We start from the raw sequence: 22377 nt of genomic DNA on the forward strand, positions 1-22377 counted from the left end.
CTCCGCGTGACGAGTGGGCGAACTTTCGAAGTTCGCCCACTCGCACGCATACCGATCAGTAACCTGATCGGTCGTGACCAGTCGATACAGATCATCTGAGGCCCACCAGACCCTCAACTCCCCCTCGCCCCGCCGCCGTACGGTCGTCAAGGCCGCGGCGGCGACGGCTGTGCTGGCCGGCCCGCTCGCCGCCACCCTTCCTGCACGCGCCGCCGACCAGGCCCCCGCCTTCCTGCACGGCGTCGCGTCCGGCGACCCGCTGCCCGACGGCGTCCTGCTGTGGACCCGGGTGACCCCCGTCCCCGACGCCGTACCCGGCTCCGGCGTCGGCCCGGACACCCAGGTGAGCTGGACCGTCGCCAGGGACAAGGCGTTCACCAGCATCGTCGCCCAGGGCTCCACCACGGCGACAGCCGCCTCCGACCACACCGTCAAGGCGGACATACGCGGTCTGGAACCGGCCACCGACTACTGGTTCCGGTTCTCGGCCGGCGGCACGGACTCCCCGGCGGCGCGCACCCGCACCGCGCCGGCGGCGGAGGCCTCTGCCGCCGGTCTGCGCTTCGGCGTGGTCTCCTGCGCCAACTGGGAGGCGGGCTACTTCTCCGCCTACCGCCACCTCGCGGCCCGCAACGACCTCGACGCGTGGCTGCACCTGGGTGACTACATCTACGAGTACAAGTCGGGAGAGTACGCGGCCCGCGGCACCGTGATCCGTCCGCACGCCCCCGCGAACGAGATCCTCACCCTCGCCGACTACCGGATCCGGCACGCGAAGTACAAGACGGACCCCGACCTGCAGGCGCTGCACCTGAAGGCACCGGTCATTGCGATCTGGGACGACCACGAGTTCGCCGACAACGCCTGGTCGGGCGGCGCGGTCAACCACACCGAGGGCGCCGAGGGCACCTGGACGGCCCGTCAGGCCGCCGCCAAGCAGGCCTACTTCGAGTGGATGCCGGTCCGTCCCGCGCTCGCCGGCACCACCTACCGCCGGCTGCGCTTCGGCAAGCTCGCCGACCTCTCCCTGCTGGACCTGCGCTCCTTCCGCTCCCAGCAGGCGTCGCCGGCGAGCGGCTCGGTGGACGACCCGGACCGTACGATCACCGGCCGCGCCCAGCTCGACTGGCTGAAGGCGAACCTGTCGGCCTCCGACACGAAGTGGCGGCTGGTCGGCAACTCGGTGATGATCTCGCCGTTCTCCTTCGGATCGCTCTCCGCCGACCTGTTCAAGCCGCTCGCCAAGCTGCTCGGGTTGCCGCAGGAGGGCATCGCCGCCAACACCGACCAGTGGGACGGCTACACCGACGACCGCCGCGAGCTGCTGGGCCACCTGCGTTCCCATGCCATCGGCAACACCGTCTTCCTGACCGGTGACATCCACATGGCGTGGGCCAACGACGTGCCGGTGGACGCGGGCACGTACCCGCTGTCGGCGTCGGCGGCCACCGAGTTCGTGGTCACCTCGGTGACCTCCGACAACCTCGACGACATCGTGAAGGCCCCCGAGGGCACCGTCTCCGCGATCGCCTCGCCGGTCATCAGGGCCGCCAACCGGCACGTCCACTGGGTGGACACCGACCGCCACGGCTACGGCGTCCTGGACATCACCGCCGACCGCGCGCAGATGGACTACTACGTCCTGTCCGACCGCACGGCGGCGAACGCCACCTCCGCCTGGGTCCGCTCCTACCGCACCCGCAGCGGCACCCAGAGGATCGAGCGCACCTACGACCCGGTGTGAGCGGCCCCACGGACCGCCGAGTGCGCCGACGCACCTTATTCAGTGGTGAGTTGATCGATGCAGTGTGATAATACCTACGACAATAAACATAGTTGATAATTCGTCAACTAACCTGAAAAAGGAGACACGTGGCCACCCCCCAAGGTGCCTTGAAGAAGACCGCGACGATCGCGGCTGCCATGACCCTCGCTGGGCTGGCCTGCGCCGCGCAGGCGCAGGAGGCCTCAGCGGCGCCGGCATTCGTCAATCTGACTGTGCTGGACACCCACGGTGCCCCCCTCTACGCGCAGCCCACCTCCTCGTCGCACAAGTTCCGCACAGTGCCGTTCAAGACGACCCTGGAGATACAGTGCTCGACCACGAAGACCCCCTCGGGGGCCCTGTGGTTCAGGCTGTACAACTCAAAGCCGACGACGTGGGTGTACTCCGGGCACTTCGAGTCGCTGGTACACCCACCCAAGGAGTGCTTCCCTGGCTGAGGTTCCGCCCCTGCACAACAGCAGTGGTCGGCGCACAGCAGCGGTAGTCGGATCTGAACAGCCGGTCTGACCCACTCACACGTGGCCCAGGCCATCGAGGAAGCCGAGCGCCACCCGCCAGGTGGCCTCGGCGGCCTCCTCGTCGTAGTCCGGCAGTCCGGGGTCGGTGTAGAGATGCCCGGCCCCCGCGTACCGGTAGATCTCCACATCCGCCCCCGCCCTGCCCATCTGCAGGTACCAGGCGTTCAGCCAGTCGTCCGTCTCGAACGGGTCCGGCTCGGCCACGTGCAGCTGCACCGGCAACTCGTCCACCCGCGCGTTCGGCGCGATGTCCGACGTGCCGTGCAGAAGCAGCAGACCGCGCGCTTTCTCGTCACCGAGGGCCAGCGTCTGCGCGACGGAGGCGCCGAGCGAGAACCCCGCGTACACCAGGCCGCGCTCCGAGTACGGCGCCGCCGCCAGCACGGCCCGCTTCAGCAGCTCCTCCTTGCCGAGCTCCTCCTTGAACCCCATGCCTTCCTCGACCGTGTCGAACGTGCGCCCCTCGAAGAGGTCCGGCGTCCACACCTCGTGGCCCGCCGCGCGCAGCCGGTCCGCGGCCTCGCGCACCGCGGGCCTGAGCCCGTAGGTCGAGTGAAAGAGCATGATGTTCATGAGGCCATGGTGCCAGCCCGGTCCGACAGGGCCGAACCACGGCCGTACCCACTCGCGCCGAGAACACACATGTTCATGACCCCGCGAGTCCGGTTAGGTGCGGAGGATGGAGAACGTGCTCCGCCCCTTGATCGTGCTCGGCAGCTCGGTGCTGCTCACCCTGGCCATCGGCTGGGCCACCGACCGGCTGCTGCGCAAGGCCGACGACCGAAACCACGAGACACCACTGTGGGGCCAGCTGCGGCGCGCCCGCATCCCCTACCAGCTCGTCCTGTGCGCCGCCCTCCTCAGAGGGTCGTACGACCAGGCGAAACTAGTGGAGCGGCATCAGGTCGGCATCGGCCGGACGCTGACCCTGGTGCTGATCGGGTCCGCCGCCTGGCTGGTGATCCGGATCGCCGCGGCGATCGTCGAGACCTCCTACAGCCGGTACGCGCGCATCCACCGGGACACCGCCCGGGTGCGCCGGGTCCGCACGCAGGTCGAACTGATCATGCGGGTGGTCTCCGCCATCGTCATCGTGGTGGCGGTCGCCTCGATGCTGCTGACCTTCCCGGCGATGCGGGCGGCCGGTGCCTCACTGCTGGCCTCCGCCGGCATCCTCGGCATCGTCGCCGGTGTCGCCGCCCAGTCGACCCTGTCCAACATGTTCGCCGGACTGCAGATCGCCTTCGGCGACATGGTGCGCATCGGCGACACGGTGGTGGTGGACGGCGAGTGGGGCACGGTCGAGGAGATCACCCTGACCTTCCTGACGGTACGGACCTGGGACGAACGACGGATCACGATGCCGGTGTCGTACTTCACCTCCAAACCGTTCGAGAACTGGTCGCGGGGCACCCCGCAGATGACGGGCATCGTCTACTGGCATCTCGACCACAGCGCGCCGGTCGAGGCGATGCGCGAGAAGCTCCGCGACATCCTGCGCCAGTGCCCCGCCTGGGACGGCCGCGCCTACGGCCTGCAGGTGACGGACACGACCCCGAGCACCATCCAGGTGCGGGCCCTGGTCACCGCGAAGGACGCGGACGACATCTGGACGGTCCGGGTCGCCGTCCGCGAGCAGATGATCACCTGGCTGTCCACCGAGCACCCCTACGCCCTGCCCCGCGTCAACACCGCGGACGCGGTCCTCCCGCCGAACCGCATCCCCTCTCCCGGCGGCGCGGCGCTCCGCAAGGCCTACGACTTCCCGCGCACGGGCCGGGGTTGACCGGCTCCCCGTCGCTGTCCGTCACTGGCTGTCACTGCCCCCGCTCGGCGCCGCCATGGAGCTGGATGATCTGGGAGGTGATGTGCCCGGCGCCGGGTGAGGCCGGCCAGTGCAGGGTGGCGGCCACGTCGGCGGGTATACCGGCACGGCCCGTCACGGTGTCGGCGCTGAGCCGCTGCCGCCGCGCCTCGTTCATGGTGTCGCACCTCCGCGCGCCGCCCGAGCAGCAGCACCCGGTCCCCGTCCGCCGCGAACGCCCGCGCCGCCGCGAGCCCGATTCCCGTACCGCCACCACTCATCACGATGTTGCGAGTCATGCTGCGAGCGTATGGGCGGACCACGACCGGTGCTCCGGGTTGTCCACAGGAGCGATCTGCTTGTATGACGGTCCTCCGCCGGTAGGCGTCAGCGCAGGCTGCGTACGTCCAGATGTCTCAGCACCCGGTCCACGATCTCCGGATCCGCCCCCGGTTCGCTCCGCGCCGCCAGCACCTCGTGCCGGGCGGCGCTGAGCATCTCCCCCTGGATCCGCCGCACCCGCCGCAGCCTCCGCACCCGCTGATGCTGCGCCTCCCGCCGCTCCTCCTCCCCCATGTCCGGACTGATCCGGATCCCGATGTCGAAGGCCCGGCGCAGCATCTGCTCGGACAGGTCCTCGGGCAGGTCCTCCACCTGCTCGATCTCCCGCAGCCTGCGCTTCGCCGCCTTCGCGGCCCGCCGGGCCAGCTCCTTCTCGAACTCCTTCTCCCGCTCGGAGTCGGCCCGCACCCCGAGCCGCTTCACCAGCCAGGGCAGGGTCAGCCCCTGCAGCACCAGTGTGGCGATGATCACCCCGAAGGCGATGAAAACGATCTCGTCCCGGTCGGGGAACGGGGATCCGTCGTCGGTCCGGAGCGGGATCGCCAGCGCCAGTGCCACCGACGCCACCCCGCGCATCCCGGACCACCACATCACCACGGTCTCCCGCCAGCTCACCGGGATGTCCTCGTCGTAGTCCCGCCGGGCGTGCAGCCGCTTGGTCAGCCAGGTCGCGGGCATCAGCCACAGCAGCCGTACGAAGACGACGACGCCGACGATCGCGGCCGCCCAGCCGAGGAGTTCGCCCCAGCGTCCGGACGCCGTCCTGATCGCGTTGTGCAGTTCGAGCCCGATCAGCCCGAAGGCGACACCGGTGACGAGCGTGTCGATGATGTCCCAGAACGTGTGCCCGGCGAGCCGGGTCATCACGTCGTCGGCGTCGGTCGCGTACTCGGCTAGGAAGAGGGCCGTGGTGAGCACGGCGAGCACCCCGGAGCCGTGCAGCTCCTCCGCGAGCACGTAGGAGGCGTACGGCACCAGCAGGGTCAGCCCGATCTGCAGGGTCGGATCGCCGAGCAGATCCATCAGCCTGTTCGCACCCCAGCCGAGGGCCAGCCCGATCGCGACCGCGACCACGGCGGACAGCACCAGGTCCAGACCGGCACGCCAGGGCGAGAACTCACCGCTCACAGCGGCGGCGATCGCCACGTGGTACAGCACGATGGCCGTGACGTCGTTGAAGAGCCCCTCGCCCTCGAGGATCGACACCAGTCGGCGCGGCAGTCCGAGCTGCCCGGCGACCGCGGTGGCGGCGACCGGGTCGGGCGGGGCGATCAGCGCGCCCAGGGCCACGGCGGCGGCGATCGGCAGCCCGGGCACGATCGCGTGGGCGACGGCGGCCACGCACAGCGTCGTCACGAACACCAGGGCGACGGCCAGCAGGAAGATCGGCCGCTTGTTGGCGGCGAACTGCCGCCAGGAGGTCCGCCGTACGGCGGCGTAGAGCAGGGGCGGCAACAGACCGGGCAGGATCAGCTCGGGCGGGATGCTCACGTTGGGCACGAAGTCGGCCACCGCCAGGACCCCGCCGAGCACGGTCATCAGCACCGGGGCCGGCAGTCCGAACCGGTCCCCCACCGGGACGCTCACCAGGGCCCCGAGCAGCAGCACGAACAACAGGGCCAACTGATCCACGGCCAGCACTCCGGGAGTCGACGATCACACGGCAGGCCTCCAGCCTGCCACGGCCCCCGCCCACCGGCCGTTCCGGCGCCCTCGCTTACAGGACGCGCCGCATCGCCCGGTGCGGGATCCCGGCGTCCGGGAACTCCGGACCGTACGCCTCGTAGCCCAGGCGCTCGTAGAAGCCCAGGGCATGGGTCTGCGCATGCAGGTCCACCGCAGCCAGGTCACGCGCGCGTGCCGCCTCCTCGATGGCCCGCACGAGGGCCACACCGACGCCCAGCCCGCGCGCCGCCTGGGCGACGGCGAGCCGCCCCAGGGAGCCCACCGAGGCGTCCCCGCCGGTCTTGGCGGCGGCCGCCTCGCCGTGCAGCAGGCGCCCGGTGCCGAGCGGCACGCCGTCCTCGCGCACCGCCAGCACATGCACGGCGACGGCGTCGTAGGCGTCGTACTCGACGTCCTGCGGGACGCCCTGCTCGACGACGAAGACCTCCTTGCGGACCGCGAAGCAGGCCTCGCGGTCGGCCGGGTCCTCGGCGATCCGGACGGTGTACGGCGTGCTCACGCGTAGGTCTCCTCGCGGACCTGGTCGAGGGCCTTTTGCAGGTCGTCCGGGTAGTCGCTCGCGAACTCCACCCACTGCCCGTCCCCGGGGTGCTCGAAGCCGAGCCGTACGGCGTGCAGCCACTGCCGGGTCAGGTGCAGCCGCTTGGCGAGGGTCGGGTCGGCGCCGTAGGTCAGGTCACCGACGCAGGGATGGCGGTGCGCTGCCATGTGGACGCGGATCTGGTGGGTGCGTCCGGTCTCCAGCTTCACGTCGAGCAGGGAGGCGGCGCGGAAGGCCTCGATGAGGTCGTAGTGGGTCACGGAGGGCTTGCCGTCCGCCGTGACCGCCCACTTGTAGTCGTGGTGGGGGTGGCGGCCGATCGGGGCGTCGATCGTGCCGCTCGTCGGGTCCGGGTGGCCCTGGACGAGGGTGTGGTAGCGCTTGTCGACGGTGCGCTCCTTGAACTGGCGCTTGAGCGACGTGTACGCGTACTCCGACTTCGCGACCACCATCAGGCCGGAGGTGCCGACGTCCAGGCGGTGCACGATGCCCTGGCGCTCGGCGGCGCCGGAGGTGGAGATGCGGTACCCGGCGGCGGCGAGGCCGCCGATGACAGTCGGGCCGCTCCAGCCCGGCGAGGGGTGCGCTGCCACGCCGACCGGCTTGGCGATCACGACCACGTCATCGTCGTCGTGCACGATCTCCATGCCCTCGACCGGCTCGGCGACGACCTGCACGGGCGCGGGCGCCTGCGGCATCTCGACCTCGAGCCAGGCGCCGCCGCGCACCCGCTCGGACTTGCCGACCACGGTGCCGTCGACCTGGACCTTGCCGGCCGCGGCCAGCTCCGCGGCCTTCGTGCGGGAGAAGCCGAACATGCGGGAGATGGCGGCGTCGACGCGCTCGCCCTCCAGGCCGTCGGGCACGGGCAGGGTACGGATCTCGGGAAGCGTGCTCACCCGACGAGTATGCCGGACGGGTACGACGGCCCCGAACGAGCCTGTGGACAACGGCCCTGTGGACCGGCCTCAGTCCTTGTGGACGGTGCCGTCCGGGTCCAGGCCGCGGAAGGACAGCAGCACGATCAGGATGCCGCCGCACACGATCGCCGAGTCGGCCAGGTTGAACACCGCGAAGCCCTTGGGGGCGATGAAGTCGACGACCTCGCCCTCGAAGACCCCGGGCGCCCGGAAGATGCGGTCGGTGAGGTTGCCGAGGGCACCGCCGAGCAGCAGACCGAGCGCGATCGCCCAGGGAAAGCTGTAGAGCTTGCGCGCCAGGCGGATGATCACCACGATCACGGCGGCCGCGATCAGCGTGAAGATGACCGTGAAGGCCGCGCCGAAGCCGAAGGCCGCGCCGGGGTTGCGGATGGCGTGCAGCTCCAGCAGGTCCCCGATCACCTGGATCGGCTCGTGGTGCTCCAGCTTCGCGACCACGAGCATCTTGCTGACCAGGTCGAGGGCGTAGGCGAACGCGGCCACCGCGAACAGGACGGCGATCCGGCGCGCGCGTCCGGTCCGCTGCCGCGCCGGCGTCTCCTGCTCGCCCGCGCCGGACACGCCCGGCCCGGCGGGCGCTCCGGCCGCCGTCTGCTCGCCGCTGTCGTCCGGGGTGTCCGGCGTACCGATGATGCGCTCCGCCTCTGCCACGTGAGTCCTTCAACCTAGGTGCCTGACTGAGGACGAGACTACGGCACACCCCGGCGGACCCTCGTGCTCAGGAGCGGCGTTCCTGCTTCTGCTTGCACTCCACGCACAGGGTGGCCCGGGGGAAGGCCTGCATACGGGCCTTGCCGATGGGGTTGCCGCAGCTCTCGCACAGGCCGTAGGTGCCCGCGTCGAGCCGTTCCAGGGCGCGCTCGGTCTGGATGAGCATCTCGCGCGCGTTGGCGGCCAGCGCCATCTCGTGCTCGCGCGTGATGTTCTTGGTGCCGGTGTCGGCCTGGTCGTCGCCCGCGCCGTCCCCGGAGTCCCGCATCAGGCCCACGAGGGAGGCCTCGGAGGAGCTGATCTCGGTCCGCAGCCGCTCCCCCTCGGACAGCAACTCGGCCCGGGCCTCGGCGACCTCCTCCGGGGTCCAGGGGTCCTCGCCGGGGCGCACCGCCAACTCGCCGGGCTCCGCCGCGGCGACCCGTGCCTTGGGGACGCCGCTCTGCTCCGCCGTGGCCGTTCCAGGAGTCTTCTTCGCAACCACTGTCGTGGCTCCCGTCTGCTTCGCGGCCCGCGCCGCGCCCGCTTTCTTGGCCGTGCTCTTCTCGGCCGCCCCCGTGGAGACGTCCTCGGCGACCGCCTTCTCCGTGCCGGCCTTCTTCCCGCCCGCCTTCCCGGCAGCCGTCTCCTGGGAGGCCGTCCTCTTGGTGGCCGCCTTCCCGGCCTGCTTCCCGTCGGCCGTCGCCTTCACCGCAGCCTCCCTGACGCCGGTCTTCGTGGTGGTCGTCTTCTCTGCGGCCGTCTTCTTCCGGGCAGCCCTCTCCTTGGCGGCCGCCTCTTTCGCCACTGCCTTCTCGACCACCGCTGTCGCGGCCGTCTCCGTCGTGGCCGTGGCCTTCTTGACCGTCGTCCTCTTCGCCGTCGTCTTCTTCGCCGTCGCCTTCGTAGCCGCAGTTTTCCTGGCCGGCGCCTTCTTCGCCGTCGCCGCCTCGGCCGCCGCCTTCCTGGCGGAAGGCTTCGCGCCGGTGTCCTTGGCCGCCGTCTTCTTCCCGTCCCCCTTGACCGCCGTCTTCTTCCCGGCCCCCGCAGTAATACCCCTCTTCCGACCGCTCTCCTCCCCCTCGACCGCTTTCGTCATGGCAGCGGCCGGCTCCCCGCCGGGCGGCTTCTTGGTCACCTCAGCGGCCGTCCTGCCCGCAGGTCCGTCTCCTCGCGCCGCCCTGCCGGCCGGCGCCCGGACCGTCTTCACCGGCCCTGCCCGGCCCGCCGACGCGGTGCCCGCGCGCGTGCTCTTCCTGCCGCCGGCGCCCTTGGGCTCGCCACCGGAGGCAGCCGCACCGCCGGAGGCGTCCGTGCCCCTGGAGCGGCCGGTCGCCGGCTGCTGTACGGCGGTCTTCTTCGCCACCATGGCCGCGACCCCTTCACATATTGTGATCTTGCACGCGAATCGTGCTGGGACGATAAATCGACTTGAGTCCCGCGGCAACGGGGCACACCGCCCGATTCGCCCGCCCGCACCCCCCGCGCAGCGGACCTGCATCCGTTGTGCCCAGCTCCCCGCCGGGTAATCCGCCGAGCCGGGCGTGCCCGGATCCGGGCAGCCGTACCCCTCGCCATTCGGGTCATCCCGCACCTTCCCCGGCCGTGCGCCCCCGCAGACCCGAAAAGCGGTCGGCCGCTGTCCGCGCGGCGCCGTACACTGGGCGAAGCGGAAAGCGTGGATGGGGACGAGTAGCGGCGTACGCAGCCCAGAGCGACCCGGGGACGGTGTGAGCCCGGGGGCGAGCGCGACGTGAAGATCACCCCGGAGCCGCCGGAAGAAAGCCGTGGAGGACCCGCCGCGGCGAGTAGAACCGGTTTCGCGACCCCAATGAGGGGGCTCACCGGCGCGTACGGCGCGACGGGGGGCCAAGGAGGGTGGTACCGCGGGAGCGCGCCGCACACGGCGTAGACGGAAAGAAGGCTCTCGTCCCTCCGACGGAAGGCAGCAAGTCCGTTGGAGGATGCTCGCAGATGACAGCGCCGACGTACCGCCAGGTGCCCGCCCAGGTCGACCTGCCCGCGCTTGAGCACGCCGTGCTCGACTTCTGGCGCGACCAGAAGATCTTCGCCAAGAGCCTGGAGCAGTCCGAGGGCCGCCCCGAGTGGGTGTTCTACGAGGGCCCGCCCACCGCCAACGGCATGCCCGGCGCCCACCATATCGAGGCGCGCGTCTTCAAGGACGTCTTCCCCCGCTTCCGCACCATGCGCGGCTACCACGTGGCCCGCAAGGCCGGCTGGGACTGCCACGGCCTGCCCGTGGAGCTCGCGGTCGAGAAGGAGCTGGGCTTCTCCGGCAAGCAGGACATCGAGGCCTACGGCATCGCCGAGTTCAACGCCAAGTGCCGCGAGTCCGTGACCCGGCACACCGACGCCTTCGCCGAGCTGACGACCCGCATGGGCTACTGGGTCGACCTGGACGACGCCTACCGCACCATGGACCCCGAGTACGTCGAATCGGTCTGGTGGTCGCTGAAGGAGATCTTCGGCAAGGGCCTCCTGGTCCAGGACCACCGTGTCGCCCCGTGGTGCCCGCGCTGCGGCACCGGCCTGTCCGACCACGAGCTGGCGCAGGGCTACGAGACGGTCGTGGACCCGTCCGTGTACGTCCGTTTCCCGCTCACCTCCGGTCCCCTCGCCGGCGACGCCGCGCTCCTGGTGTGGACGACGACCCCCTGGACCCTGGTGTCCAACACGGCGGTCGCCGCGCACCCGGAGGTCACCTACGTCGTCGCGACCAACGGCGAGGAGAAGCTGGTCGTCGCCGAGCCGCTTCTCGCCAAGGCGCTCGGCGAGGGCTGGGAGAGCACCGGCCAGACCTTCACCGGCGCCGAGATGGAGCGCTGGACGTACCAACGTCCGTTCGAGCTCGTGGAGTTCCCGGAGCCGGCGCACTACGTGGTGAACGCCGAGTACGTCACGACCGAGGACGGTACGGGTCTGGTCCACCAGTCCCCCGCCTTCGGTGAGGACGACCTCAGGGTCTGCCGCGCCTACGGCCTGCCGGTGGTGAACCCGGTCCGCCCGGACGGCACCTTCGAGGAGGACGTCCCGCTGGTCGGCGGCGTCTTCTTCAAGAAGGCGGACGAAAAGCTCACCGAGGACCTCCAGCAGCGCGGTCTGCTCTTCAAGCACATCCCGTACGAGCACAGCTACCCGCACTGCTGGCGCTGCCACACCGCGCTGCTGTACTACGCGCAGCCCTCCTGGTACATCCGCACCACAGCGATCAAGGACCGCCTGATCCAGGAGAACGAGAGGACCAACTGGTTCCCGGAGACGGTCAAGCACGGCCGGTACGGCGACTGGCTGAACAACAACATCGACTGGGCGCTGTCCCGCAACCGCTACTGGGGCACCCCGCTGCCGATCTGGCGCTGCGAGGACGACCACCTCACCTGTGTCGGCTCCCGCGCGGAGCTGACCGAGCTGACCGGCACCGACCAGTCGGGCCTCGACCCGCACCGCCCGTACATCGACGAGGTCACCTTCGCCTGCCGCCACGACGGCTGCGGGAAGACGGCCACGCGCGTACCGGAGGTCATCGACGCCTGGTACGACTCGGGGTCGATGCCGTTCGCGCAGTGGGGCTACCCGTACAAGAACAAGGAGCTGTTCGAGAGCCGGTACCCGGCCCAGTTCATCTCCGAGGCGATCGACCAGACCCGCGGCTGGTTCTACACGCTGATGGCGGTCGGCACCCTGGTGTTCGACAAGTCGTCGTACGAGAACGTCGTGTGCCTCGGCCACATCCTGGCCGAGGACGGCCGCAAGATGTCCAAGCATCTGGGCAACATCCTGCAGCCGATCCCGCTGATGGATCAGCACGGCGCGGACGCGGTGCGCTGGTTCATGGCGGCCGGTGGCTCCCCGTGGGCGGCCCGCCGGGTCGGCCACGGCACCATCCAGGAGGTCGTCCGCAAGACGCTGCTGACGTACTGGAACACGGTGGCCTTCCAGGCGCTGTACGCCCGTACGTCGAGCTGGGCGCCCTCGGCGGCGGACCCGGCCCCGGCGGAGCGCCCCGTGCTGGACCGCTGGCTGCTGTCCGAACTCCACGCACTGACCGACCAGGTGACCCAGGCCCTGGAGGCGTACGACACCCAGCGCGCCGGCAAGCTGCTGTCCGCGTTCGTCGACGACCTGTCCAACTGGTACGTCCGCCGCTCGCGCCGCCGCTTCTGGCAGGGCGACAAGGCCGCGTTGCGCACGCTGCACGAGGTGCTGGAGACGGTCACGAAGCTGATGGCCCCGATCACCCCGTTCATCACCGAGCGGGTGTGGCAGGACCTGGTCGTGCCGGTGGCCCCGGGCGCCCCGGAGTCCGTGCATCTGGCCCCCTGGCCCGAGGCGGACCTCTCCGCGATCGACCCGGAGCTGTCGAAGCAGATGGTCCTGGTCCGCCGGCTGGTGGAACTGGGCCGTGCCACGCGCGCGGAGTCGGGCGTCAAGACGCGTCAGCCGCTGTCCCGGGCACTGATCGCCGCGACCGGCTTCGAGGCCCTGCACCCCGAGCTGCACGTTCAGATCACCGAGGAGCTGAACGTCTCCTCGCTGGCGTCGCTGTCCGAGGTCGGCGGCTCACTCGTGGACACCACGGCGAAGGCCAACTTCCGCGCCCTGGGCAAGCGGTTCGGCAAGCGAGTGCAGGACGTGGCGAAGGCCGTCGCCGCCGCCGACGCGGCCGCGCTGTCCCTGGCCCTGCGCGAGGGCACGGCGTCCGTGGAGGTGGACGGCGAGACGGTCACCCTGGCTCCCGACGAGGTGATCATCACCGAGACCCCGCGTGAGGGCTGGTCGGTGGCCTCCGACTCCGGTGCCACGGTGGCGCTGGACCTGGAGATCACGGAGGAGCTGCGGCAGGCGGGCCTGGCCCGTGACGCGATCCGGCTGATCCAGGAGGCCCGCAAGAACAGCGGCCTCGACGTCGCCGACCGGATCGCCCTGCGCTGGACCTCCACGGACCCGGCGGTCGTCGCGGCCCTGAACGAGCACGCCGGACTGATCGCCGAGGAGGTCCTGTCACCCGACTTCGGCCAGGGCGAGGCGGACGACACCTACGGCGAGCCGTTCACGGACGAGGGTCTGTCGCTGACGTTCCGGCTGCGCAAGGCGTAAGCGCCGGCCTTCCGGCAAGGGTCCGGTCTCCCCGCGGGGGGCCGGGCCCTTCTCATGAGTGCCGGTCGAAGCGGTTGCCGTGCACGGTTCCCCGCGTCCTCAAGTACTCCCGCGCCGCGCCCGTTCAGGTGCTCCCGGGCCGTTTCAGATGCTCCTGCGCCCCTTCAGGCGCTCCGCGCCCTTTCTCGATGCTCCAGCGCCCCTCAGATACTCCCGCGCCCCTCAGATGCTCCCGCGCCCCTGGGGTGCTCCTCGCAGCCGGCACCGACACCCCCCTCAACGCGCGTAAAAAGGGCGGGACCCCGGACCGAAGTCCGGGGTCCCGCCCTGAACGCTGCCGACGCCGTTGTCGTACTAGTGCCCGCGCCCCGTCAGTTGTCGTCCTCGTCGATCAGGAACCCACGCATCGGCGAGGGCGCCTGACCCATCGGAGACGGACCCTGCGGACGAACCGGAGCCATGGGCTGGGTCATCGCGGGGGTCATCTGCTGCTGGCCGCCGTAGGACGGGCCCGAGGGCCCGGAGGACCCGCCCATCGTCTGATTGCCGCCGTAGGACGGGGCACTCGCGCCGGCCGGGGCCATGGAGGGCGCCGGGGACGGCGGGAGGGACGCGGTGGCCGGAGTGCGCGGCGGAGCCAGCGAGTCGTCGGCCTGGGTCTCCAGCTGACGCAGCTGGGACTCGAGGTACGACTTCAGACGCGTGCGGTACTCGCGCTCGAAGCCACGCAGGTCCTCGACCTTGCGCTCCAGCGTGGCGCGCGCGGACTCCAGGGAGCCCATGGCGACGCGGTGCTTCTCCTGCGCGTCCCGCTCCAGCGCGTCGGCCTTGGCACGGGCGTCACGCTCCAGACCCTCGGCGCGGCTGCGGGCCTCGCCGACGATCTTGTTGGCCTCGGAGCGGGCCTCGGCGATCGCCTGGTCGGCGGTCTGCTGGGCCAGCGAGAGGACACGGGCGGCGCTGTCGCCGCCGGGGCCCTGACCGGGGCCGCCCATCGGACCGCCCATGGGGCCGCCCATCTGCTGCTGCATGGGCGGCTGACCGCCCATGTGGCCCTGACCCATGTGGCCCTGGCCCATCGGACCCTGACCCATGTGGCCCTGGCCCATCGGACCCTGGCCCATCGGACCCTGGCCCATCGGGCCGGGACCCTGCGGGCCGCCCTGGCCGCTGGGGCCGGCAGGCAGCTGCGGGGCACCGCTCGGCAGCTGGGGCGGCCCACCCATGGGGCCACCCATCTGCTGCTGCGGCGGGCCCGATATGCCGGCGGGCACCGGAGCGCCGGGACCTCGCATGCCCTGCTGCTGAGGATGCTGCTGGTCCTGCTCCGGAGGCTTGCGCATGTTCTGCTGGTTCTGGGCAGCAGCGCGCGTGGCCGCGGCCAGCTTGGCGCGCAGGTCCTCGTTCTCGCGGAGCAGACGGGTCAGTTCGGCTTCGACCTCGTCGAGGAAGGCATCGACCTCATCCTCGTCATAGCCTTCTCGGAGGCGGACGGTCGTGAACTGCTTGTTCCGCACGTCCTCGGGGGTCAACGGCATCTCTTCACCTCAACGTAGTCATCGGCAGTCGGCAAGACCGTATCGTCCACTCTCATCACAGGAAGCTCTGCGCAACGGAGATGAGGATGTAGACGATGATCATCAGTACGAAGAAGGACAGGTCGAGCGCCACGCCCCCGAGACGCAGCGGCGGGATGAACCGCCGCAGAAGCTTCAGCGGTGGATCGGTGACAGTGTAGGTGGCCTCCAGGACGACCACCATCGCCTTGCCGGGTTGCCACGAGCGGGCGAACTGGAAGACGTAGTCCATGACCAACCGGAAAATGAGCACGACGAGGAACACCATCAGCGCGATGTAGATCACCTGCGCGAACACGCTCATGGCCTGACTTTCCCTCTCCCCTGTTCCGTGCTTCTTTCCGGTGGTGCGTCTCAGCTCTGGTTGAAGAACCCGCCCTCTGCGATGCGGGCCTTGTCCTCCGCCGTGACATCGACGTTAGCAGGAGACAACAGGAACACCTTCTGCGTCACCCGCTCGATGCTGCCGTGAAGACCAAACACCAAACCGGCCGCAAAGTCGACAAGTCGCTTCGCGTCTGTGTCATCCATCTCAGTCAGATTCATGATCACCGGGGTGCCCTCACGGAAGTGTTCCCCGATGGTACGGGCCTCGTTGTAGGTCCGGGGGTGAAGCGTGGTGATCCGGTACGGCTCTCGTTCGGACACAACCTTGGGCATGATCACCGGCGCGTTCTTCTCCAGGGACTGACGTTCTTGTGTGATGGATGCCACGGGCGCGATTCGCGCCGGACGTCCGGATTCCGCGGTGAGCGAAGTCGAACGGGCCAGCGGTTCGCGCGGCGCGGGCGGTTGCACGATTCGCACCTCTTCGTCCCTTTGGGACTGGTGTGCACCATGCGACTGATGTGACGGTTCATGCCGTCGGTGGTCCCGCTCCGGCTCCGGGTCCAGCTCGGGCTCGAAGTCGTCGTCGGGGTCGAATCCACGGCCGTCGTACCCATCGTCCTCCACGAGGCCGAGGTAGACCGCCATCTTGCGCATCGCGCCGGCCATGCTCTGAGTCCTCCGCTCTGTGGTGGATCGGCTGACGACTGCCAAGTGCCCGCGATCCACGTGGTCGTGTGCCTGCCTTGGCGGGCATTGACCATATTTTCTGCTGTGGTCCGACTTCTTGGCGACGTTACCCGAGCCTGGGGCGGACTCCGAGTACCGCAGTGCCGACGCGCACATGTGTCGCCCCGGCGGCCACGGCCTGTTCGAGGTCCGCACTCATCCCTGCGGACACCATGGTTGCAGCCGGATGAGCTCGGCGCAGGTCGGTCGACAAATCCATGAGCCGCTCGAATGCCGCCTGTTCGCGTCCCGCGTACTCCCCGCTGAGCGGAGCGACGGTCATCAGTCCGTCGAGCCGTAGTCCGGGTGACTCGGCCACGAGGGCGGCCAACTCTTCGATTCCGCCGGGCGCGACACCCCCGCGCTCGCCCCGCTCGCTCTCCCCGGCGTCGAGCGCGACCTGGATGAGACAGCCCACTTCACGCTCGATGCGCACGGCCTCCTTCGACAGCGCCGTGACGAGCCGGGCACGATCGACGGACTGCACCACATCGGCATAACTGACAACAGAACGGACTTTATTGGTCTGCAATTGGCCGACAAAGTGCCACTTCAGGGGCAGATCCGCGCAGGCGGCGGCCTTCGGGCCCGCGTCCTGGTCCCGGTTCTCGGCGACATGACGCACACCGAGCTCCGACAGAATCCGCACATCACTCGCCGGATAGGTCTTGGTGACCACGATCAGGGTCACCTGCTCCCGCCTGCGCCCGGCCGCCGTACAGGCGGCAGTGATACGCCGCTCCACTTTCGCCAGGTTTGCGGCGAGTTCGGTCTTACGGTCCGTCATGTCCTATCAGTCCAGCCAGACATAGCCCGCGAGCCGCCCGGTGGTGCGGTCACGGCGGTACGAGAAGTGGTCGCCCGACTCCAGCGTGCACGCCGGAGACTGCTCCCGGTCGCACACCCCGAGCCGCTCGAGCTGGGCGTGCACGCCGGCGCTCACGTCGACCGCCGGTGTGCCCCAGCTGGTTACAGCGTGCGCCGCCGGCTCGACGACGGCCACTTCGGCGCGCATCGCCTCCGGCACCTCGTAGCACCGGCCGCAGACGGCCGGGCCGGTGCGGGCGACGATCCGGCCCGGCTCGGCACCGAGTTCGGCCATGGCCCGCACGGCGGCGGGGACGACCCCCTCGACCATGCCTGGTCGCCCGGCGTGGGCGGCGGCCACCACACCGGCGACCGGATCGGCCAGCAGGACCGGTACGCAGTCTGCGGTGAGGACGGCGAGGGCGAGTCCCCGGCGGGTGGTGACGATCGCGTCGACCTCCGGGACCGGGCGGTCTCCCCAGGGCTCGTCCACCACGGTCACATCCGCCCCGTGCACCTGGTTCATCCAGACGACCAGGCGGGGGTCCAACCCCAGCGACTTCGCCGCCAGCTCCCGGTTCCTGCGTACCGATCCCGGGTCGTCGCCGACCGCTCCGCCGAGGTTGAGCTCCTCATACGGAGCGGCGCTCACCCCGCCCCACCGGTCGGTGAAGGCGAAGTGCGCGCCGCTCACGCTCTCGCGCTGTCCTATCACTTCAGGAAGTCCGGCACGTCCAGCTCCTCGGCCGCGCTGTCCGAGTAGGTCCGCGGCGACGGCGGGACCGGCGGGGCCACCTGGATGTCGGCGACCGGCTCGGGTGCCGGCTCCGGCTCCTCCTTCGGGGTCACGCTGCCGAGCGAGCCGAAGGACGGGCGGCTCTCCGGCTGCCGTACCGGAGCGGGCTCCTCGCGGCGGCCCGGGGCCGAGGAGGAGGCCGAGCCGAGGACGTTGTCCCGGCGGGACGGCGGCTGGCCGCCGTCGAAGCCGGCCGCGATCACGGTGACCCGGACCTCGTCGCCGAGGGCGTCGTCGATGACGGCGCCGAAGATGATGTTGGCCTCGGGGTGGGCGGCCTCGCTGACCAGCTGGGCGGCCTCGTTGATCTCGAACAGGCCGAGGTCGGAGCCGCCGGAGATGGAGAGCAGCACACCGCGGGCGCCGTCGATGGAGGCCTCCAGCAGCGGCGAGGAGATCGCCATCTCGGCGGCGGCCACCGCGCGGTCGTCGCCCCGGGCCGAGCCGATGCCCATCAGGGCCGACCCGGCCTCGGACATGACCGACTTCACGTCGGCGAAGTCGAGGTTGATCAGACCGGGGGTGGTGATGAGGTCGGTGATGCCCTGGACACCGGAGAGCAGGACCTGGTCGGCGGACTTGAAGGCGTCCAGGACCGAGACCTGGCGGTCCGAGATGGACAGCAGCCGGTCGTTGGGGATCACGATGAGGGTGTCGACCTCTTCGCGGAGTTCCGCGATGCCGTCCTCGGCCTGGTTGGCGCGGCGCCGTCCCTCGAAGGTGAACGGGCGCGTGACCACGCCGATGGTGAGGGCGCCGAGGTTGCGTGCGATGTTGGCCACGACGGGCGCCCCGCCGGTGCCGGTGCCGCCGCCTTCACCGGCCGTCACGAAGACCATGTCGGCCCCCTTCAGGACCTCCTCGATCTCCTCGCGGTGGTCCTCGGCGGCCTTGCGGCCGACGGCCGGGTTGGCTCCGGCGCCGAGTCCGCGGGTGAGCTCGCGGCCGACGTCGAGCTTCACGTCGGCGTCGCTCATCAACAGCGCCTGTGCGTCGGTGTTGATGGCGATGAACTCGACGCCCTTGAGACCGACCTCGATCATCCGGTTGATGGCATTGACACCACCGCCGCCGACACCGATGACCTTGATGACTGCGAGGTAGTTCTGCGGTGCTGCCACGTCGAAGGCCTCTCGCCTCGAATTACGTTGTCGCCGCCGGGCGGTTCCCCGCGCCGGGACGACGGATGCCGAATGGGACGGTCCGAACGCCGACCCGAACCCTAACCCTGAAGTTTAGGGTTACCAGTGTGTCTGTTCTCTGGAGTCTTCTGAACAGGACACTAAGTCGACAAGTGGCGCCCGTTCAACGAACACGCCGAACCTCCCGTTTTTCTTTTCACCCTATGTGATCAGCCATAGCAGTGCCCAACCAGGGTGCTGGCCTGCGCTGATGTGCGTCAACTCCCCGATGACGCAGGGGCGGTGGGGACACTGACATCGAAGTGCCGCGCGCCGGGAGCTGCTTTCATGAGAGCTGTGAGGGCCCGTGCCTTGGCGCGGCCACTCTCCCCACTGCCCCATGCGACCGTGCGGCCGTCGCCCAACTCCAGCGAGATGTCGTCGTAGGAACGGACTTGGACGGTCAGGGTCTCCCGCGCCACCGCGGCCGGCAGATCGGCGCCCACCTGGACCGCCTCGCGCACCAGACGGTCGATGCCGAAGCGCCGGAAGCTCGCGGCACCCGAACCCGACCGGGACGCCGACAATTCCAGCACCGGCACGCCTTTCGGCGCCTGCGAAACCGTAGCGAAACGGACACCTTCATGGTCGACTTCGACGAAGGTCCCGGTTTTTCGGACAAGCAGCACCGGCATGCGTTCGGTCACTTTCAGGCCGATTCCATGGGGCCAGGAACGGACGACATCAACGGTGTCAATTCGGGGCAATTTCCGGCGAAGTCGAGCTTCGATGGCATCCGTGTCGACGGAAATCAGCGGCGCCCCGATCGGCACGGAAGCGGCCTCGCGTACGTCGGCGGGGGTCAGCACCCGTGTGCCGGAGACCGAGACGTGTTCCAGACGCAGCCAGGCGGAGCCGTACACCACCCACGTGGAACCGCCCCCGAGGAACACCAGGAGGACAGCCAGGATGACGATCACACGAAGGCGGGGCTGCAACCGCCGCGGGGGCGGCGGGCCGGACGACTCCTGCTGGCGTTCACCGCGCTCGGCGGTCGTCGGTCCGGCCACGCTCACAGCCCTTTCGTCATACGGTCCTAACGGCGCGAGGCGATCGCCTCGTACACCATGCCGACGAGCAGGTCGTCGGCGTCCCGGCGGCCGAACTCACTGGCCGCGCGGGACATCTCGTACAGCCGGTGCGGGTCGGCGAGCACGGGCAGGACGTTGTGCTGCACCCACTCCGGGGTCAGTTCCGCGTCGTCGACGAGGAGTCCGCCGCCGGCCTTGACCACCGGCTGGGCGTTCAGCCGCTGTTCGCCGTTGCCGATGGGCAGCGGGACGTAGGCGGCCGGGAGCCCGACGGCGGAGAGTTCGGCGACGGTCATCGCGCCCGCGCGGCAGAGCATCATGTCGGCCGCGGCGTACGCGAGGTCCATCCGGTCCAGGTAACTTACCGGGATGTAGGGCGGCATTCCCGGCATCTGGTGCACCTGCGGCAGTTCGTTCTTCGGGCCGACCGCGTGCAGGATCTGGATGCCGGCCTGCTGGAGCCGCGGGGCGACCTGCTGGACCACCTCGTTGAGACGCCGGGCGCCCTGGGAGCCGCCGGAGACGAGCAGCGTGGGCAGGTTGGGGTCGAGGCCGAAGCGGGCGCGGGCCTCCGGGCGGGCGACAGCGCGGTCCAGGGTGGCGATGGAGCGGCGCAGCGGGATGCCGATGTAGCGGGCGTCGCGCAGCTTGCTGTCCGGGGTGGAGACGGCGACCCGGGCCGCGTACCGCGAGCCGATCTTGTTGGCCAGGCCGGGCCGGGCGTTGGCCTCGTGGATCACGATGGGCACACCGAGGCGCTTGGCGGCCAGGTAGCCGGGCAGGGCGACGTAGCCGCCGAAGCCGACCACGCAGTCGGCCTTGGTGCGCTCCAGGATCTGCTCGGCGGCCTTGATCGTGCCGCGGAGCCGGCCCGGGACGGTGATCAGCTCGGGCGTTGGCTTGCGGGGCAGCGGTACCGCGGGGATCAGCGCCAGCTCGTAGCCGCGCTCCGGAACGAGCCGGGTCTCCAGGCCCCGCTCCGTGCCCAGGGCCGTGATGCCCACGGTCGGGTCCTGCCTGCGCAGGGCGTCCGCGAGGGCGAGCGCGGGCTCGATGTGGCCCGCGGTACCCCCGCCGGCGAGTACGACATGCACCGAAATTCACCGCTCTCCGGACGAGCGCGCCGCCGAGGCACGCCGTCGCATCGTGTTCCATCTCCGAGGCCCCCGCTCGACACCGGAGCCTCCCGCCCGCTTTCTACCAAAGCGAGGTTGCCGCATCGCAAGCGCCGCCCGCGCAGCGGGGTCGTCGCGCGCGAAGGCGATCAGCAGCCCGATGGCGAACATGGTCGGCAGCAGGGCGGACCCTCCGTAGGAGAACAGCGGGAGGGGGACGCCGGCGATCGGCAGCAGGCCGAGCACCGCACCGATGTTGATCACCGCCTGGGCGGTGATCCAGGTGGTCACACCTCCCGCGGCGTACCTCACGAAGGGGTCCTCCGTGCGTCCGGCCACGCGGATACCCGCATAGCCTAGAGCCGCGAACAGGGCGAGTACCGACAGCGTCCCCGCCAGGCCCAGTTCCTCACCGGTGACGGCGAAGATGAAGTCGGTGTGGGCTTCGGGTAGTTGGCCCCATTTTTCCACACTCGCGCCGAGTCCGGATCCGAAGAGTCCGCCAGAGGCGAGGGCGTAGATGCCGTGCACGGCCTGCCAGCAGTCGGCGACCCCGGCCTTGGGCTCGGTGGCGCCGATGCAGGCGAGCCGCGCCATGCGGTTGGGGCTGGTCTTGATGAGCACTCCGCCGATCAGGGTGGCGATGGTCAGCACCCCGGCGAACAGCCGGGTGGGCGCCCCCGCGAGCCACAGCAGGCCGAACAGGATCGCCGTGAGGATGATCGCGGTGCCCATGTCGCCGCCGAGCATGATCAGGCCCAGTAGCAGGAAGGAGACCGGCACTAGCGGCACCAGCATGTGCTTCCACTGGGTCAGCAGCTTCTTCTCCTGTTTGCGGGCGATCAGGTCCGCACCCCACAGCACCAGGGCGAGCTTGCCGAACTCGCTGGGCTGGATCTGGAAGGAGCCGCCGAGGGAGATCCAGTTCTGGTTGCCGTTGATCGACACTCCTATCCCGGGGACCTGCACCAGGGCCATCAGGAAGACGGCGCCGGCCAGGATCGGGTAGGCCAGCGCCCGGTGCAGCTTCACCGGCATGCGGGAGGCGACGAACAGCAGCGCGCTGCCGATGAGGGCGGCGAGGGCCTGCTTGCGGAAGAAGTACGACCCCGGCAGCGACAGCTGCAACGCCGTGATCTGGGAGGCCGAGTAGACCATCACCAAGCCCAGCACGGTGATCAGCAGGCTGCCGCCGAGGATCAGGTAGTAGGCGGTCAGCGGGCGGTCCCAGGCCTTCCGCGCACGGGTGCAGAGCCGCAGCACGGGGTTCTCGCGCTGCGGCCGGGAGACGGCGGGACGGCGGGACGCCCGCTGCACGGGCGGTCGGCCCGTACGGCTACCGGGCATCAAGGCCTCCAGTGAACGTCGACCGTCCCACGCGTCCCTCC

Annotated in this window: 19 protein-coding genes and 1 pseudogene; 4 read left to right on the top strand and 16 right to left on the bottom strand. The window is 70.2% G+C overall.

The window, feature by feature from the left end:
* Positions 1-73 precede the first annotated feature (73 nt).
* Entirely contained in the window at positions 74-1744 is a 1671-nt protein-coding gene (locus ACFZDC_RS30950; protein ID WP_391329087.1) for an alkaline phosphatase D family protein, read from the top strand.
* 128 nt (positions 1745-1872) lie between these two features.
* Positions 1873-2223, top strand: coding sequence for a hypothetical protein (locus ACFZDC_RS30955; protein ID WP_317442836.1), 351 nt, complete (start codon positions 1873-1875; stop codon positions 2221-2223).
* Between the two features lie 75 nt (positions 2224-2298).
* Here ACFZDC_RS30955 and ACFZDC_RS30960 read toward each other — a convergent pair whose 3' ends face one another.
* A complete protein-coding gene (locus ACFZDC_RS30960; protein WP_391329088.1) occupies positions 2299-2877 on the bottom strand; it encodes a dienelactone hydrolase family protein in 579 nt (192 codons plus the stop codon).
* 106 nt (positions 2878-2983) lie between these two features.
* On the opposite strand from ACFZDC_RS30960, the gene ACFZDC_RS30965 reads away from it, so the two are divergent.
* Positions 2984-4090, top strand: a complete 1107-nt coding sequence (locus ACFZDC_RS30965) for a mechanosensitive ion channel domain-containing protein (RefSeq protein WP_391329089.1) — start codon at positions 2984-2986, stop codon at positions 4088-4090.
* 31 nt (positions 4091-4121) lie between these two features.
* Here the strand turns inward: ACFZDC_RS30965 and ACFZDC_RS30970 are convergent.
* From ACFZDC_RS30970 to ACFZDC_RS30995, 6 genes and pseudogenes are all read right to left on the bottom strand, one after another.
* A pseudogene (locus ACFZDC_RS30970) lies at positions 4122-4286 on the bottom strand (oxidoreductase); the annotation flags it as partial.
* Between the two features lie 209 nt (positions 4287-4495).
* Positions 4496-6082 (bottom strand): Na+/H+ antiporter, encoded by a 1587-nt coding sequence (locus tag ACFZDC_RS30975; protein ID WP_391329090.1) that lies wholly within the window; start codon positions 6080-6082, stop codon positions 4496-4498.
* A gap of 85 nt (positions 6083-6167) precedes the next feature.
* Entirely contained in the window at positions 6168-6635 is a 468-nt protein-coding gene (locus ACFZDC_RS30980) for a GNAT family N-acetyltransferase (RefSeq protein WP_391329091.1), read from the bottom strand.
* Positions 6632-7576 carry an RluA family pseudouridine synthase gene (locus tag ACFZDC_RS30985; protein WP_391329092.1) on the bottom strand — a complete coding sequence of 315 codons (945 nt, stop codon included), beginning with the start codon at positions 7574-7576 and terminating at the stop codon, positions 6632-6634. The genes ACFZDC_RS30980 and ACFZDC_RS30985 overlap by 4 nt, the downstream gene beginning before the upstream one ends.
* A gap of 69 nt (positions 7577-7645) precedes the next feature.
* A complete protein-coding gene (lspA, locus tag ACFZDC_RS30990) occupies positions 7646-8269 on the bottom strand; it encodes a signal peptidase II (RefSeq protein ID WP_391329093.1) in 624 nt (207 codons plus the stop codon).
* Positions 8270-8336: 67 nt separating this feature from the next.
* A complete protein-coding gene (locus ACFZDC_RS30995) occupies positions 8337-9677 on the bottom strand; it encodes a TraR/DksA C4-type zinc finger protein (protein ID WP_391329094.1) in 1341 nt (446 codons plus the stop codon).
* A gap of 605 nt (positions 9678-10282) precedes the next feature.
* Here ACFZDC_RS30995 and ileS point away from each other — a divergent pair.
* Complete coding sequence (gene ileS, locus ACFZDC_RS31000; RefSeq protein ID WP_391329095.1) at positions 10283-13426, top strand: isoleucine--tRNA ligase; 3144 nt, start codon at positions 10283-10285, stop codon at positions 13424-13426.
* Positions 13427-13797: 371 nt separating this feature from the next.
* Here ileS and ACFZDC_RS31005 read toward each other — a convergent pair whose 3' ends face one another.
* The 9 genes from ACFZDC_RS31005 to ftsW all read right to left on the bottom strand — a co-directional run bounded on the left by ACFZDC_RS31005 (position 13798) and on the right by ftsW (position 22336).
* Positions 13798-14964 (bottom strand): DivIVA domain-containing protein, encoded by a 1167-nt coding sequence (locus ACFZDC_RS31005; protein ID WP_391329096.1) that lies wholly within the window; start codon positions 14962-14964, stop codon positions 13798-13800.
* 55 nt (positions 14965-15019) lie between these two features.
* On the bottom strand, positions 15020-15307 hold the full coding sequence (locus tag ACFZDC_RS31010) for a YggT family protein (protein ID WP_391329097.1): 288 nt from the start codon (positions 15305-15307) through the stop codon (positions 15020-15022).
* Between the two features lie 50 nt (positions 15308-15357).
* Complete coding sequence (locus tag ACFZDC_RS31015) at positions 15358-15999, bottom strand: cell division protein SepF (RefSeq protein WP_391329098.1); 642 nt, start codon at positions 15997-15999, stop codon at positions 15358-15360.
* A gap of 127 nt (positions 16000-16126) precedes the next feature.
* A complete protein-coding gene (locus tag ACFZDC_RS31020; RefSeq protein WP_391329099.1) occupies positions 16127-16846 on the bottom strand; it encodes a YggS family pyridoxal phosphate-dependent enzyme in 720 nt (239 codons plus the stop codon).
* Between the two features lie 6 nt (positions 16847-16852).
* The gene (gene pgeF / locus ACFZDC_RS31025; RefSeq protein WP_391329100.1) at positions 16853-17581 is read right to left on the bottom strand and encodes a peptidoglycan editing factor PgeF; all 729 of its coding nucleotides are present in this window, start codon (positions 17579-17581) and stop codon (positions 16853-16855) included.
* Entirely contained in the window at positions 17578-18783 is a 1206-nt protein-coding gene (gene ftsZ, locus ACFZDC_RS31030) for a cell division protein FtsZ (RefSeq protein WP_391329101.1), read from the bottom strand. Before ftsZ ends, pgeF begins: the two co-directional genes overlap by 4 nt.
* A 278-nt stretch (positions 18784-19061) precedes the next feature.
* Positions 19062-19853 carry an FtsQ-type POTRA domain-containing protein gene (locus ACFZDC_RS31035; RefSeq protein ID WP_391329102.1) on the bottom strand — a complete coding sequence of 264 codons (792 nt, stop codon included), beginning with the start codon at positions 19851-19853 and terminating at the stop codon, positions 19062-19064.
* 26 nt (positions 19854-19879) lie between these two features.
* On the bottom strand, positions 19880-20968 hold the full coding sequence (murG, locus tag ACFZDC_RS31040; protein WP_391329103.1) for an undecaprenyldiphospho-muramoylpentapeptide beta-N-acetylglucosaminyltransferase: 1089 nt from the start codon (positions 20966-20968) through the stop codon (positions 19880-19882).
* A 6-nt stretch (positions 20969-20974) separates the two neighbouring features.
* Positions 20975-22336, bottom strand: a complete 1362-nt coding sequence (gene ftsW / locus ACFZDC_RS31045) for a putative lipid II flippase FtsW (RefSeq protein WP_391329104.1) — start codon at positions 22334-22336, stop codon at positions 20975-20977.
* Positions 22337-22377 lie beyond the last annotated feature (41 nt).

The sequence above is a fragment of the Streptomyces sp. NPDC007905 genome (assembly GCF_042959345.1).
Lineage (GTDB): Bacteria > Actinomycetota > Actinomycetes > Streptomycetales > Streptomycetaceae > Streptomyces.